Annotated in this window: 11 protein-coding genes; all 11 read right to left on the bottom strand. The window is 68.3% G+C overall.

What is annotated here, in order from left to right; genetic code table 11:
* Positions 1 to 33 precede the first annotated feature (33 nt).
* Complete coding sequence (locus ACSDG8_RS28460) at positions 34 to 1,452, bottom strand: family 43 glycosylhydrolase (RefSeq protein ID WP_439427399.1); 1,419 nt, start codon at positions 1,450 to 1,452, stop codon at positions 34 to 36.
* A gap of 291 nt (positions 1,453 to 1,743) precedes the next feature.
* Positions 1,744 to 2,196: an OsmC family protein gene (locus ACSDG8_RS28455; RefSeq protein WP_210892003.1), complete on the bottom strand. Its 453-nt coding sequence runs from the start codon at positions 2,194 to 2,196 to the stop codon at positions 1,744 to 1,746.
* A 9-nt stretch (positions 2,197 to 2,205) separates the two neighbouring features.
* On the bottom strand, positions 2,206 to 2,352 hold the full coding sequence (locus ACSDG8_RS28450) for a hypothetical protein (protein WP_247688004.1): 147 nt from the start codon (positions 2,350 to 2,352) through the stop codon (positions 2,206 to 2,208).
* 260 nt (positions 2,353 to 2,612) lie between these two features.
* The gene (locus tag ACSDG8_RS28445; RefSeq protein WP_210892001.1) at positions 2,613 to 5,687 is read right to left on the bottom strand and encodes a GDSL-type esterase/lipase family protein; all 3,075 of its coding nucleotides are present in this window, start codon (positions 5,685 to 5,687) and stop codon (positions 2,613 to 2,615) included.
* 899 nt (positions 5,688 to 6,586) lie between these two features.
* Positions 6,587 to 7,867 (bottom strand): sensor histidine kinase, encoded by a 1,281-nt coding sequence (locus ACSDG8_RS28440; protein ID WP_210891999.1) that lies wholly within the window; start codon positions 7,865 to 7,867, stop codon positions 6,587 to 6,589.
* On the bottom strand, positions 7,867 to 8,538 hold the full coding sequence (locus tag ACSDG8_RS28435) for a response regulator transcription factor (RefSeq protein ID WP_247678062.1): 672 nt from the start codon (positions 8,536 to 8,538) through the stop codon (positions 7,867 to 7,869). Before ACSDG8_RS28435 ends, ACSDG8_RS28440 begins: the two co-directional genes overlap by 1 nt.
* Before the next feature lie 52 nt (positions 8,539 to 8,590).
* Positions 8,591 to 9,859, bottom strand: coding sequence for a cation:proton antiporter (locus ACSDG8_RS28430; RefSeq protein ID WP_210891997.1), 1,269 nt, complete (start codon positions 9,857 to 9,859; stop codon positions 8,591 to 8,593).
* Positions 9,856 to 11,190, bottom strand: a complete 1,335-nt coding sequence (locus tag ACSDG8_RS28425; RefSeq protein WP_210891995.1) for a cytochrome P450 — start codon at positions 11,188 to 11,190, stop codon at positions 9,856 to 9,858. Before ACSDG8_RS28425 ends, ACSDG8_RS28430 begins: the two co-directional genes overlap by 4 nt.
* Positions 11,187 to 12,260: an alpha-hydroxy acid oxidase gene (locus ACSDG8_RS28420; RefSeq protein WP_210891993.1), complete on the bottom strand. Its 1,074-nt coding sequence runs from the start codon at positions 12,258 to 12,260 to the stop codon at positions 11,187 to 11,189. The genes ACSDG8_RS28425 and ACSDG8_RS28420 overlap by 4 nt, the downstream gene beginning before the upstream one ends.
* A gap of 1 nt (position 12,261) precedes the next feature.
* The gene (locus ACSDG8_RS28415) at positions 12,262 to 13,818 is read right to left on the bottom strand and encodes an NAD(P)-binding domain-containing protein (protein WP_439427398.1); all 1,557 of its coding nucleotides are present in this window, start codon (positions 13,816 to 13,818) and stop codon (positions 12,262 to 12,264) included.
* A gap of 12 nt (positions 13,819 to 13,830) precedes the next feature.
* Positions 13,831 to 15,318: an HAL/PAL/TAL family ammonia-lyase gene (locus ACSDG8_RS28410; protein WP_247678061.1), complete on the bottom strand. Its 1,488-nt coding sequence runs from the start codon at positions 15,316 to 15,318 to the stop codon at positions 13,831 to 13,833.
* Positions 15,319 to 15,380 lie beyond the last annotated feature (62 nt).

The following is a 15,380-nucleotide window of genomic DNA, read 5'->3' as shown; positions in this document are numbered from 1 at the left end:
CCAGGTGGGCCAGGTTTCGGGGGTGGTCCCGGGTCAGTAGACGTAGGGCCAGGCGACGGCGTCGTAGCCGATGCGGTTGACGCCGAGCAGCGACGCGCCGTTGTCGGCGTAGTAGTGGTAGAAGAGGACGTCGCCGTCGGTGTCGGCGAGGACCGCCTGGTGGCCGGGCCCGTGCACGCTGCCGTGCGAGGCCAGGATCTGGGTGCCGCCCCCGGCGAGCATGTCCCGGCCGGCGCGGTCCACGAACGGACCGGTCGGGCTCGCCGAGCGACCGACCATGATCCGGTACGTGCTGGCGGCGCCCTGGCAGCATCTGTCGAACGAGACGTACAGGTAGTACCAGGAGCCGCGCTTGACCAGGATGGGCGCCTCGATGCCGGGGCCGTAGTTCGCGAGCGCGTACATGGCGGTGCCGAGCCGGCGTCCGGTGGCCGGGTCGATCGGGATCATCTTGATGCCGGACCAGAACGAGCCGAAGGTGAGCCACCAGCGGCCCTGGTCGTCGACGGTGAGGTTCGGGTCGATGGCGTTGAAGTCGTCGGTGGTCCGCGACTCGACGACCAGCCCTTCGTTGGTCCAGCTTCCGGAGGCTCCGGTGGTGCTGGTGGCCAGGAAGATCGCCGAGCGGTTGGAGCCGAACGTCGACGCCGAGTAGTACAGGAGGTAGCGCCCGTTGCGGTACGACAGGTCGGGCGCCCAGAGGTTGCGCGAGCCGCCGGTGTACGTGGTGGTCCACGGCGCGCCACCGGGGAAGACGGCGCCCGCGTTGCGGTAGGCCACCCGGTCGGCGGAGGTCTTCAACGCGATGTTGTCGCCGGTGTGCGCGACGAGGTAGGTGCCGTCGGGGCGTCTGACCACTGTCGGGTCGTGCACGCCGATGTCACCGGTGACCCGGCCGGGCTGCGGATAGGCCGGCGCGGGGGTGGTCGGCGCCGGGGTGGTCGGCGTCCCGCCGCCGAGGCGGATGAGCTGCCACTGCTGGTTGGCGCCGTCGAGATCGGAGTAGCCGGCCAGCCGGCCACCGTCGGCGGTCGACCAGCCCCACACGTCGATCACCTTGCTCCACTGCCGGTTCACGAACCGCACGAACCCGCCCGTGGAGTCCTGCAACCGGAACTGCTGGGTGGCCGACGACCGGTCGGAGGACTGCACGAGCTGGGTGCCGTCGCCGCCGCTCGGCAGCTCCAGCACCTTGCCGCTGTGCCGCGACCGCACCTTGTAGAACCCGCCTCCGGCGTCCACGAACTGCCACTGCTGCACCGCGAGGTCGTTGCGCGTCCACTGGTTCACCGGCGCGTTCTCCGCCGTCGACCAGTCGTACAGGTCCATCGCCTTGCCGCTGTGCCGGTTCACGAACACGTACGACGCGGACGTGTCCACAGTCGCCGCCGACGCCGGCGGCACCCCGGCCAGCACCCCCGCGCCGAGTGCCAGGGCCGCCGAAACCGCCACCGCAACCGTCCGCGTCCTCTGAGCGGTCCCTGCCACCGTAACCTCCCGCGCTTGGTCGCTTCCGCTCCCGAGACCACGAGACGGGGCGAGCGATCATGGCAGCGGCGTTACATCCGGGTTACCAGTCATGTTTTCGATAACATAGACGACTGTCAAGGTGATGGCAGCCTCGAAGCTTTCGGAAGGCTTGCTTGCGGTCGGATCGTCACCCGTCTCGGAGAACCACAGTGGCAAGTGGTTAGCGTTAACAGTCCGGGCGGGTCGGCCCGGACGACACCCGACGTCCGTCGGTCACCGCGGTTCGTCCGGGCCCCTGTCGCTCGCGTCCACGAGGGAGACGGGAGTGCCCAGCTCCACAGTGCGGGACACGGTGCAGAGCCGGTCGTGTGACTGCCGCAGAGATCGCGGCAGCACCTCGCGGGCCCGGTCGCCGTCCGCGCCGGGCGGAAACGCCACCGAGAAGGTGACCGTGAGGTTCCGCATCCGGTTCCCGGCCTCCGGATCACGGATCTTGTCGCCGGTCACAGTGACGGCGAACCGGGTCGGTTCGGCGCGACGGCTGGTCACCAGGTCGACGTCGACGGCGGTGCAGCCGCCGAGCGCCGCCAGCAGCAGTTCCACGGGCGTGAAGGTCGCGTCCTCCCCCGTACCCATCGACATCTCGCCGCCACGGGCATTGCGCACGACGTACCTGCCCACGCTGGTGCGCTCGATCTCCACCGACCGGAGCGTGTCCTCACTCATGGGACGAACCTACCGAAAGCACTCCGCGAACGCGCGATAGGCCGGTGTACCCGGCAGCCCGTCGCGAACGGCGAACACCACGAGGTCGAACCGGTCGACCACCCGGAGCGCGTCGGCGAACGCGCCGGCCACCGTGATCGGGTCGTGCCGGAGCACTCTGCACCCACGCCAAGCACCAGCACCAGCACCAGCACCAGCACCAGCACCACTGTCGGACACCGTGCGAGACGCCACCTCCAGCGCGAATCGGGTCCACCCGAGCGTGCTCCAGTTGGTTGCCCGGGATCGCTCGCTCAGGCTGGGCGCCGCCGGGTCCAGGAAGGCGTGGTGCACGGCCTGCGAAGTGCAGAGCCTTGACGCCCAACGGGTGAGCCCGACTTTTTTTGTCGGACTCACCCGCTGGATCGGTCGCGATCCTAGGAATGACTTCGCATACAATTTGAGCGGACGGACTCGATATTTGCCGTCGCGGCAACAATGCACCACTCGAATCGACTTGCCCCGTCGAAGAGCCATCCGATTTGCTTGGTGGTGCCCTCTACTGGCTCTGCATATCGGTTCCAGCTTCCACCAGCCACCACGTCTCGATTCATAACGAAGTAACGAGACGCTCCAGGAACCGCCTCCCACGAGAGCTGCACGTCCGTGGGAGATACCATCTGGGCGGCGGTCAGAACGGGTGCTCCCAGCTCACTCATACGACAACTCGACCCCGAAGACTCGTACGAGCCGTTCCGGGCTACGACACACCATTCCATCAGATCAGCTCCATCAAAGAGCCAACCAATGTTCGTGCTCGTGCCGCTAACTGCGTCGTACCGCGTATACGCGCCAGGCAGGCTTGTCCTGACGTTTCGGACCATCACCACGTATGAAGCGGCTCCAGGCACCGCATCCCACGTCAGCTTGACGTCCCATGACGACGTCATTCTGGCAGATCGTAGATTCGTGGGGCCGGGCACACCGGCACCCGGAATCACGGCAGGCCCGACACTCGGATAGCCCTCCCCTGCGGAATTAACAGCGGAGATGACCACTGAGTACCTGTGTCCGTTGATAAGGCTGGGCAGCCTGATCTGCCTACCACTGGTGAATTCCGAATCCAGCACTGCGTCCGGGACATCGTCGTCGAGGAAGAAGACCCGATAGCCACTGACCGTGTCGCTGTAGGCTCCCGTGGATGCCTGCCAGCTCACATCCACATAGCCGGAGCCAGGGATGGCCCTGATTCCGGTTGGACCACTTGCCGTCTTAGGGTTCGCGGTCGCCTGCGCGATGGAGGATTGCGGCCCGATGCTGTCACCACGTGTAGGCACGACGTAGAACTGATATTTCTTGCCTGGAATAACCCAACTTAGCAACCAACTGTACGCCGGTATCTGAAGGGCGGATCGCTCAAATTGCGATCCGGCGATATCCGCATCGCGTTGGTACAGCCAATAACCGCTCGCCCCATATACGTGACTCCAACTCAACTTGATTCCCGCGTCCGTCGACGTCGCCGTCATGCTGGCCGGTTGCTCCAGTTGCAGGCCCGGCACGGAAGACGGTATCGACCCGAACGTTCTACCCAGCCCGAACTGCGACGAAAGGACGTTCCCAAATGCGCGGGCTATCTTGTACTCGCCTACGCCGTTGGGGTGGAGCCCATCGTAAGCATCCCTGGCCGGGTCGTAGCCAGTGCTGATGTCCACCAACCGAACCGGCGAACTTGTGGTGTTCATCGAACCAACAGCCGGCCCCAGCTTTGAGTTATAGGAGTCGATCTTTGCATTTAGATCAGGCTGAATGGAAATAGGCGTACGGTGGACGACGTTCGCGATAAGAATGCGGATATCAGGCTTAGCCGCACGCGCGTTGGCGACAAGAGTCCTCATGTCCGCTATGAGCCCGTCGGGGCTCGACACTCCCCAACCAAGGTCGTTGAAGCCCAACTCGACCAGAAGATATTTGGGCTTCTGTTCAGTCACCCGGAACTTGACGTCGCCCATCGCCTGATGGGCTTGTCGACCCCATTGCGCGAAGTGGTCACTGTCGAAGCTGCGCCCATCACGATATGTGCCGTTAAAGCTTGGCGCAGCAGTCTCATCTGGAAATCCGGCCGGCTGGGCGGGAGGCAGTTTCGTCGTACCTCGGTACGGGCCAACAAAATTCGTCGACAGACCCGACGTATCGAAATGCTGCTTGAGACGGTAACGCCAGGTGTAGTCGCCTTCCAAGCCCTGACTAATAGAGTCGCCGACCACCATCAGCGTATTTTCGGACGCATTTACGTAAACGATCTTGGCGTTCTGCGGGAAGTTGTCACTGCCGCAGACAACCCCTGCCGCCTGGAACTTGTACTCCACTCTAACGTATTGAGAGTATCCACTACTAGCCTTGAGTCCGATATTGATCCCTCGTGGACCGAGGTCAACCCCGCCGTTGAAAGTCACCGCCTTGGCAGTTTGGGTTGAAAAGTAGCCATCCTGCAAATAGGGTGCGGTGTAGTTTGACTGAGGAGCATCATCGCAGTCGAACTCCGTGACGTCAGCCCCATACCGCTGCCCGCCGAGCCACTCCTCCGCCCGGACATACGTCATTCCTGAGTCTATCCCGCTGATGAAGATCTTCCCGTGGACAAACTTGAACTGTGACTGGACATACGCTCCGATGCGGTCAGTGAGGTCAGTCTGCCCTTCGTGCGTCTCCCGGGAATTGCTAATGTGGCTAGTTCCGCCAACCTCCCAACCTGTCCCCTCCCCCTTAATTCCGAACTCGATCTCAGATTCAGCTGTTGTACCATACCTCCATGTCGTCTTGACGCTGGTGTCGCCGTGGTATTCAAGGACGTTCACCCATTCGACCGTATAGACCATAGGCACATAGATAATCGAGGAGGCGAGCAAGTCAGCCTTCGCCGGGGAACCGCTGAGAAATCGCTTCTTGCCGCTCTTTTGATCCGTAGCAAAATGTGTCTCACGAGCAACCGAGGCGGACGCCTCTGGCTTAGCCTTGAAAGAGGACCAGCCCTGCCCGTTCCAGTGACGGGAGAAGCCCTCAATCTTCTGCTCACCCTCCTTGGTGGTGGTTACCATGAGCAGGTTCAGCCAGCCTTGCCGCTTGGCCGCGATACCTACAGCTGCCGCAGTCGGTCGGCCGCGCAGGGCGTAGCTTCCCTTTGAGTCGGTCTCCGTCGATCCGATCCGGACCATCTCACGCTTTACTCCGAGGTCCCCTGCGTCGGGCCACCAAAAAAGGTCAACGCGTGCAGCAGGTACCCGCTTGTCATTGGTTAGCGTCTGCCGTTCGATGCGGCCATCCTTGTCGAACTTCGCTTTGCCCGTAACCACCACGCCGGTTACGACTAGGCTTTCCGGCAATGTCGCGGCAGCCGCTGGCCCGCCTATCAGGACAATAGCCAGTGCCGACGCCAGAGTCGCGGCAATCTTGCTGGAGACTCTTTGTCTTTTCACGCGCCTTCTTCCCATGTCGACGGGCAGAGCCAACATCCACAGACTCGGAACTGATTAAGTCTTACTTCAGGATGACCCGACCCGAGACGGGTCGCACTCACTGTTCAGGGGCGCGCATACCATCAGCGCATTTGTGCCTTCGGACTCCAGTTTGCGCGAACCCGCCTCGTATCTCACTTCATACCGAGGCCAGTGCCAGGCACCGTCCTTGTCAATCCGCACCACAACGACTAGTTGGTACGGCTCAAACGGCTCAATCGTGGCCCCCTTGGCCAACTGATACGCATCTCTGCTCGTTTGAGGTGGCGGAAACGGGGCCTCTCCAATTCCGACCGCCGTGCTCACTCCTGTGAGATTCCAGACCCACGATTCGACCACCGTTGCCCCCGAATGCTTCTGATCTGAGACAAAGGATACTTCAGTTATTCTGATTGGATCCGCACTGTTGTTCTTGATGATCGTCACGCCAAAGACGACTTGCGTTCCCACAGGCCGTGCGATGCTCACGAAGGTGCCACCCGGACCGACGTCCAATGGTTCACCGGTTGATGATGAACAACCGGACGTGGCAATGATCACGCCAGTCAGTCCGCCAGCTAAAAGAAGGGCGCGCTCGCTTCGTGCGATACCAGGAATGGCCAAGTCTCCTTCTACTGGACGAACGTAAACAGGAATACCTGCCCCGATGCCATGTCTCGTACCTCTGGCAGGGGGTATTGACGTTCGCTGCGCAGCGTGAAGCAATTGGACCACATCCCGGCTTTGCGCGTTGCCCCTTGAAGAAGCCCTTTTCAACCGAATTGGGAGCCTTTCGGCTGGCTGGAAGAGGATCTGGACACGCCACGCGCCCCAGCGTTGGAGCGTGCTGTGACACCGGCCGGCGGGCGTCCCTCGACGGTGGCGATCGAGCGACTTCCGGACCGGCAAACCGGCGCTCACGTACCGGCGCCGAGCTGCCACATCCGAAGGCTCCTGATCCGCGCGGCCCGGCCCGTGGCGCTCGGCGATCGCCCCGTCGGAAGACGTACGGTGAAGCGGGCTCCTCGCCCCGGGTGGCCCTCGGCCTCGATGGTGCCGTGGTGGCTGGTGACGACCTCCTGGAGCAGGGCCAGTCCCAGGCCGAAGCGGCGGTCTCCGGCGCCCGCGCCCCTGTGGAACCGGTCGAAGATCCGCCGGGCGTCCGCCTGGTCGAAGCCCTTCCCGGTGTCGGCGATCACGAGCTCGGCGACGTTGTCCACGGCCCGCAGCGTCACGGTGATCCGGCCTCCCGCTGGGGTGTGGGCAAGCGCGTTCGCGAGCAGTTCGCCGACGACCCGGCGCAGGGCCGAGTCGACGCCCGGCACCGGCAGCGGGTCGCCCGGGACGTCCAGGACGAGGGTGACCTGGCGCTCGGCTGCGCGGTCGCTCTCGGCGGCGACGCTCGTACCGATCAGCGCGGTGAGGTCGACGGGCGGATCCGGCTCCCGGTCGGCGGGCGCGGCGGCGAGCCGGGCCGAGAGCAGCAGGTCGTCGACGATCTCGCCGAGCCGGCGGGTGGTGCCGATCAGCCGTTCCAGGTCGTCCAGGTTCGTGGCGGCGTCGTCGTTGCGCGCCCGGCGCGCGATCAGCTGGGCCCGGGTGTGCACCTGGGCGATCGGGGTGCGCAGTTCGTGGCTGGCGTCCGCGACGAAGCGGCGCTGCCGGGTCAGCGCCTCCGCGAGTGGCGCGACGGCACGGCGGCCGACGAGCACACCGGTCAGCACGGCGGCGAGCAGCCCGGCCACCGCCGCGAGGCTGAACGCGAGCAGGAGGTGCCGGCGGTCGGAGAGCTGGAAGCGGGCGTCGAACACCGCCTGGACGACGGTGTCGCCGCGGGCCTCGGTGCGGACGTGGTACGTGGTGCCGTTACGGGCGACGGTCGTGATCTCGGTGGTCCGGTTCGCCGCCACGGTGGTCAGCGCGTCGTGCAACGGGAAGCCCGGTGGCGGCGGGTTCGCGCCGGTGCGCACGGTGGCGCCGTCGTACCGGAAGATCCAGCTGCAGGCGGGCGGCCCGGCGATCGTCCCGTGTTCCGTGCCCCACGCCAGCTCACGCTGGATCTGCGCCTCCTGGCCGCGGACCAGGACCGCGTAGGAAATGCCGCCGGCCAGCAGCAGCAGGGCGCCGATGGCGAGGCCGACGAGCAGGCCGATGCGTAGCCGGGCCCGTCTGACGATCACCTTCTCGGCCGCCTCCATCAGAGGGTCCCGAGGCGGTAGCCGAGCCCGTGCACGGTGCGTACCACCGCGCGGCCGAGCTTGCGCCGCAGGTAGTAGACGTAGGTGTCCACTATCGACGCCCCGGCGGCCTCCTCGAAGACCTTGCGGCGCAGCACGGATCGCGGATGTACGGCGTTCGGCCGGGCCGCCAGCACCCGCAGCAGCTCGAACTCGCGGGTGGACAGCGCCACCCGGGTGCCGTCGGCCAGCACCGCCTCGCGCGGTCCCAGGTCGAGCCGCCCGGCGCCGATGCACAGCACGTCGGTCGGCTCGGGCCTGCGCCGGCACAGCGCCCGCACCCGGGCGCTCAGTTCGTCGAGGTCGAACGGTTTGATCAGGTAGTCGTCGGCGCCGGCGTCCAGGCCGGCGATCCGGTCGTCGACGGTGCCGAGCGCGGTGAGCATCAGGGTCCGGGCGGGGATCGCCCGGGCGCGTAGCCGGGCGACCAGGTCGAGGCCGTCGAGCGCCGGCAGCATCCGGTCGATGACCATCACGTCGTAGGTGCGGGTCAGCCCGAGATGCAGCCCGCGCTGGCCGTCGAAGGCCCGGTCGACCAGGTAACCTTCGTGGCCGAGCGTCTCGGTGAGCATCTCGGTCAGATCCGCGTCGTCCTCGACCAGCAGCAGCCGGTTCGATGTTCCGCCCCGCATATGTTAACGATCCCATAGATGACGGCCGATGGAACCATCAGTATTTGCCTCTTCAACTATCTGAAACCGCCAGCGCGGGCGCCCGTACGGTGTCGGGCTCCTGGGCCTCCCGGCGCTCGATCCAGCTCAGCGCGGGCGTCGTCATCAGCGTGGTGACCAGCGCGACCACGACCAGCACTGTGAACAGGGCCGGGTTCACGATGCCCGCCTCCAACCCGACGTTCAGCGCGATGAGCTGCATCAGGCCACGCGCGTTCATCAACGCGCCGACCCGCAGCGCGACGCTCGACGGCTCGCCCCGCAGCCGGGCCGCCGCCCAGCAGGCGCCGAACTTGCCGACGATCGCCGCCGTCACGCAGGCCAGCGCGAACAACAGCACCGGCGGCGAGCCGAGCAGGCCGAACTCCGTACGCAGGCCCGAGTAGGTGAAGAACAACGGCAGGAAGAGCGTCGCGGCGACCGGGGTGAGCGTGTCCACCACCTTGTCGGTGTTGTCGGTGCGGGGCATCACCACGCCGACCGCGAACGCGCCGAAGACCGCGTACAGCCCGATCTCGTCGGTGTACCAGGCGACCAGGAACAGCAGCGCGACCGTGCCGAGCAGCCGGGCGCGGTCGTTGAGGGCCCGATGGGTCATCAGCGCGGCGGCGGCCGTGCGCCCGCCGTACCAGAGCACCAGCCCGAACAGGACCGCTCCGCCCGCGGTGACGATCGCGGGACCGGCCCGGCCGGACGCGACCGCCAGCACGGCGGCCAGCATGATCCAGGCGACCACGTCATCGATCGCCCCGCTGGCCAGGGAGAGCGTGCCGTGCCGGGTGCCGGCGTGCCCTTTCTCGGTGATGATCCGGGCCAGCATCGGGAACGCGGTGATGGCCAGGGCGACGCCGACGAACGCGGCCGAGACCCCGAGTGCCGTCCCGTCGGCCTGGATCGGCACGACGCCCGCCGTCACCAGCACCAGCAGCACGCCCAGCAGCAGCGGCGCGGTGACCCCGGCCAGCGAGATCACGCCGGCGGTGCCGGCCAGCCCGGTGACCCGGTGGGCGCTGAACGCGTACCCGGCCTGGAACATGAACAGCACCAGGCCGACCTGACCCACGACGTAGAGGACCGGGAGCAGGGGGGCCGGGAACAGGGCGTCCTGCACGTCCGGCAGGAGGAGCCCGAGCAGCGACGGGCCGAGCAGTACGCCGGCGAGCATCTCGCTGACCACGGCGGGCTGACCCGCCTTGCCGAGCAGCCACGCGACCCCTTTGCAGAAGATCAGGATCACGGTGACCGCGATGAAGAACCGTGGCGCAAGCTCCGTTGGTGTCATCGGACAGCCCTCTCGAAGTAGTCGGTGCACAACCGCTGCCGGCGGGCGTCGAGCACCATCCAGGTGCCGAACACCAGTTGCCGGACGCTGCGGCCCACGTCGGCCCACCGGTCCCGCGATCGCATCGCGGCCAGCCGCAGCCGCCCCGGGCCGGTGAGCCCGGCCGGTGTCAGATACGCCGGTCCCCGGCTGGGCAGCGAGCGGGTGTGTGAGGCGGAGGAGGTCAGGACGTACCGGCGCAGCACCTCGCGGGTCGCGGCGCGCATCATCACCGGCGCGACGCCGCGGGCCGGGCAGGCGCGGTTCGCGACGACCCCGTACGGGATGAAGTGCGCGTCGCCGCGCTTGAGCGTGAGCCACCGGTCCGGGTCGAACCGGTCGTCGGCGGCGGTCCCGCCGCGGTGGAACGCCAGGTAGTTGAAGAGCAGCACCGTTCCGGCGGGCAGGGACACCCCGGTGGGCAGCGTGATCGGCGCGGACGTGATCCGGTGCGCGACGCCGAAGAGCGGATGCACCCGCAGCGTCTCGTCGATCACCCGGTCCAGCGCGTCGTCACCGGCGAGTTCCCGCTGGACGCCGGGGTGGGTGGCGAGGGCGAGCAGCACGTGCGCCATCGCCTCGGACATCTGCACGACAGCGGTGTTGAAGAAGGCGCCCTGGAGGTACCAGGCCGTCTCCTGGGTGGTGAATGGCGGCGGCAGCGTCACCGGGCAGGTCCCCGCCTCGATCCGGTCGCGCAGATACGCGGTCAGCCGCTCGCGGCGCCGCATGTGCCGAAGTCCGGTGCACTTCAGCCCGCTGACCACGTCGTCGGCGTTGGCGACGATCAGCGCCCGCGCCTGCGGTGGGCACGCCTCACCGAAGACGAGCTCGTAGTAGACCTCGGCCCAGACCGGCATCATCAGGTCGCGCAGCCGGACGTGGCTGGTCCGGTCGGCCGGCAACCGGTCGAGGACGCGCCGCGTGGCCGCGGTGGCGAGGTCGTCGCAGCGCTGGCGGCGTACCGCGAGCACCCGCCGGGTCGTGGCGGCCACGGTCCGGTAGCGCTCCCCCGGCTCCAGATGTTCCTGGTGCATGTGCGGTCCGGGCGCCAGCCAGTACCAGAACAGGTCCGACAGCCCGGCTCCGCGGCTGCGTCCGTCCGCCGCCGGATCGGCGTACACCCGCTCGAAGTGCTCCATGCCGACAACGGGGCCCGGCACCGGCACGCCTTCGACGCCGTTGACGGTGACGAACACCCATTCCCGCAGCCGGACGACGGTGCGGGGCAGCCAGTACGGCACGGTCCACGCGATCCCCGCCAGGACCGGCAGGACGATCAGGGCGCTCATCCGCACGCCACCGTGGCGACCAGGTCGTCGCGCAGGTCGGCCGGCCCGGCGACGCCGGCCAGCGTCAGCGCCCGGTCGAGGTCGGCGTGGAGCAGGTCGAGCACGTGGCGTACCCCGGCGGCGCCGCCCACCGCGAGCCCCCAGAGCACCGGGCGGCCGACCAGCACCGCGCTCGCCCCGAGCGCCAGCGCCACCAGAACGTCGGCGCCCCGCCGCACACCGCCGTCGAGCAGCACCGGCACCCGCCCGCCGATGGCCTCGACCACTGCGGGCAGCGCGTCCAGGGTGGCCAGCGCGCCGTCGAGTTGCCGGCCGCCGTGGTTGGAGACCAGCAGACCGTCGAGACCGTACGAGACGGCCAGCGCCGCGTCGGCCGGGTGCAGCACCCCCTTCAGCAGGATCGGCAGCGCGGTGACCTCGCGCAGCCAGGCGATCCGGGCCCAGTCCAGCCCGGCGTCCATCTGGATGTCGCGCACCCGGCCGGTCGCGTCGCGCATGTTCTCGCAGCTCATTCCGGGCGGCAGGTCGGCGAAGCCGTGCCGCAGGTCGCGTTCCCGCCGGCCGAACACGGGCGAGTCGACGGTGACGACCAGGGCGGTGCACCCGGCTGCCTCCGCCCGCCGGACCACCGACGCGGTGAAGTCGAGGTCCGGCTGCGGGTACAGCTGAAACCAGAGCGGCCCGCCGGCGGCGGCGATCTCCTCGACCGGCCGGGTGGCCGCCATGCTGACCACCATGATCGTGCCCGCCTCGGCGGCGGCGCGTGCGGTGGCCACCTCGCCCTCGGGGTGGGCCAGCCGGTGGAACGCGGTCGGCGCGATCAGCACCGGCATGGAGATCCGGCTGCCGAACAGCGAGATCCGCAGGTCGCGCCGGCGCACGCCACGCAGGACGCGGGGCACCAGGTAGCGCCGGGTGAAGGCCGCCTCGTTGGCGCGCACCGTACGTTCCTCGCCGGCGCCGCCGGAGAAGAAGTCCCAGTGCACCGGGTCCAGGCGGCCCCGCGCGTCGGCGGCCAGGTCGGCCAGGTTCAGCGCCGGGCCGTCCAGCGCCACGTCGAGCGGACGCATCTCAACTGCTCAGGCAGCCGTCGAGGAACGCGACGAGCGGCGCGACGTGGGTCTGCGGCCGGTCCCATCGGTTCTCCAGGTTCTCCGCCAGGTGGTGGGTGGCGACGACCTGGCCCGCCCGGTGGTGGCGGACGACCGGATGCAGGTAGGCGGCGTCGTGGGCCTGGCCGGGTACGTCCTGGGCTACTCGGTTGACGGTGACGTCGAACGGATCCACCTGGTCGTGCTCGGGGCCGTACTCCAGGGTGACCACGAAGGCGTGCTCGTAGTCGTGGTCCGGGGTGCGCAGGCCGGTGCCGGTGAAGTACTCGACCGGCACCTCGTCGTGGTAGCGGGCGTCGGATCCGGCGACGGTGACCACGTCGGCGAGGAAGCCGAACTGCTGCCACAGCGCGGAGGTGCGGTTGACCCGCGCGATGACGGCGTCGGCGATCAGCTCTCCGGTGGCGTCCAGTTTCTCCGCCGGCCACGGCGTGTCCCCGTACCGTCGTTCCAGGATCCGGTGCAGCGCCCGTACGCCGTACCGGAAGCCGTGGATGAAGCCGCTCGTCGAGCGCTTGAAGTCCCGTTCCTGGCTGATCGTGCCGGCGAAGTACAGGCCGGGCACGTTCACCGACTCCCACGCCGGGGTCTGCGCCGGGAAGCGGTCCCGGACGGCGAGTTGCGGACGGCAGGTGTCGTCGAAGATGGACGCGTCGAAGGCGAACCCGGTGCAGACGAGCACCCGGTCGTACCGCAGCTCCTTGACCACCTCGTCGGCGCGGGAGAACGAGAACGTCACCGTGAAGCCGTCGCCGTCGCGCTCGATGCGTCTGACGTCGCCGTCCAGGATCGCGTTCGCCGACTTCAGCTGGTAGGTGTCCAGGAAGTTGTTGTTCACCGCGCGCAGGTGCCCCACGTAGTGCGTACGCCAGGCCATCCGGATCGAACTCGGCCCGGCCACGTGGATCAGCGTGGTGGTCTCCATCAGGTTGTCAGCGGTCTCGAACGCGGAGTTCCCCTTACCGATGATCAGCACCTTCTGGTCGAGGTAGTCACGCGGGTCGACGGGCATGTCCGCGTACTGCTCGGCGAGCTCCAGACCCGGGATGTCCGGCCGGTACGGCTGGGAGACGCCGGTGGCGACGACCAGCCGCCGCGCCCGGAACACCTCCTCCCCCGCCCGCACCTCGAACACCCCGTCGACCTTGCCGACCGACGTCACCCGGGAGTTGTACCGGACACGCGCCCCCGTCTTCGCGGCGAAGTCGGCCAGGTAGCGGACCATCACGTCGGCGTCGGGGAAATAGCGTTCCGTGTAGCCGGTGAACCGCAGCGCCGGGTCGTCGCTCAGCAGCGAGTTCCAGTCCAGCCGCAGGTTCAGCTCCGGGTCGTCCGAGCCGGTGTGCGGCTTGTTGATGGAGATCAGTTGCCGGTGGCGGGGATAGGTGGCGAAGAACGCCCCCGGGATGTCCGCCTGTTCCAGGACCAGATAGTCGCGTCTGCCGTCGGCCTCCAGCAGAGCCGCGAGTTGCAGGCCGGCCGGTCCGGCTCCGACGATCAGGTAGTCGAGCGTCATGTGCGTCCACCCTCAGGAGAAAGAAACGGAGAAATCCGCGATCACGTCGGCGGCGCGCCGCACGTCGGCGTCCAGCGGCCGGTCCGGGTCGATCGGCGGTACGGCCGCGGCCAACGCGGCCAGCGCCTCGGCACAGCCGGACGCGGTGGGCGCACGCGCGCCGACGTACGCCGCTTGGCGCAGCCCCACCGCGAGCGACCCGATGATCAGGTGCAGCAACCGGGTCTGATCCAGCGCCCGCAACGCGGCCTGGGTGCCGAGCGGGACGACGTCCTGGTTGTGCAGGTTGGTCGGCACGCTCTGCATGCTCGCGGGCATGGTGTCCCGGCGGATCTCGGTGATCAGGGCGGTCGCCGCCAGTTGCACGCCCTGGAGTCCGTGCTGCTGTCCCGGGCCGGCGGCCAGCATCGGCGGCAGGCCACCGTTGCGGTTCGGGTCGACGAGCAGATCCAGTTGCCGTTCCGCGAGGTTGCCGACCTGCGCCACGACCATCGACAGCACGTCGGCGGCGAACGCGGCCGGCTGCCCGAAGAAGTTGCCGCCGTGCACGACGAGGTCCTCGCCGGGAAAGAACAGCGGGTTGTCGGTGACGCTCGCGAGGTCGGCCGCGACGACGGCGTCGACGTAGCGCAGCGCGTCCTCGGCGGCGCCGAGCAGTTGCGGCGCGCACCGGATGCTGTACGGCTCCTGCAACGGACGCGCCCCGGACGCGACGAGGCCGGCGCCGACCCGGCGCATCCGCGCGCCCACGTCGACCGCGCCCGGATGGCCGTACGCCCGCAGCAGCCGGGGGTCGAGGAACTGCGTGTCGCTGCCGAGCAGATCGGCGAGCAGGCAGGTGAGCACCTGGACCGCCCGGTGCGCGGAGCGGGCCGCGTCCAGCGCCAGCGCTGTCGCCGCGGTGGTCAGCGAGGTGCCGTTGACCAGGGCGAGGGCGTCCCGGCCGTCCAGCGGCAGCGGTTCCAGGCCAGCCCGCTTCAGCGCCTCGGCAGCCGGCAGCCGTACCCCGTCCAGGTAGGCGTGGCCCCGGCCCCGTAACGCCTGGGCGGCGGCGCCCAGCGGGATCAGGTCACCGCTGGCGCCGACCGAACCCAGCCGGGGCACCGCGGGGACGAAGGTGGTCGCGAGCATCGCCGCGAGGGTGTCGATGACGTGCGGGGAGACCCCCGACGCGCCCCGGGCCAGCGACGCTGCCCGCAGCAGCAGTGTCGCGCGGACCACCTCCGGGTCGAGTTCCGGGCCCTGACCGGCGCCGAGGTGGGCGAGCGTGTTGTCGGCCTGGTCGCGCAGGTCGGCGCGGCCCGCGTACCCGACGAGGGCGCCGAAGCCGGTGGTGGCGCCGTACACCGCGCGGTCGTCGCCGAGCACGGCGGACAGGAAGGTACGGGCGGCAGTGACCCGCTCCCGGACCTGCGGTCCGACCACGACCTTGACCGGGTCGCGGGCGGCGCGGAGATCGGCGATCCGCAGTGGGACATCGAGGTCCACCTCTGTCGTCATGCGATCGCACCCTAGAGACGAATTCTCAAAGCGCTCTGAGATCGAGTCGCTACGTTGCGGCG

The organism is Micromonospora sp. LA-10 (assembly GCF_051853095.1).
GTDB lineage: Bacteria > Actinomycetota > Actinomycetes > Mycobacteriales > Micromonosporaceae > Micromonospora > Micromonospora echinospora_A.
Note: the sequence above shows the minus strand (reverse complement) of the source record. Positions and strands in the feature narration are given on the sequence as shown.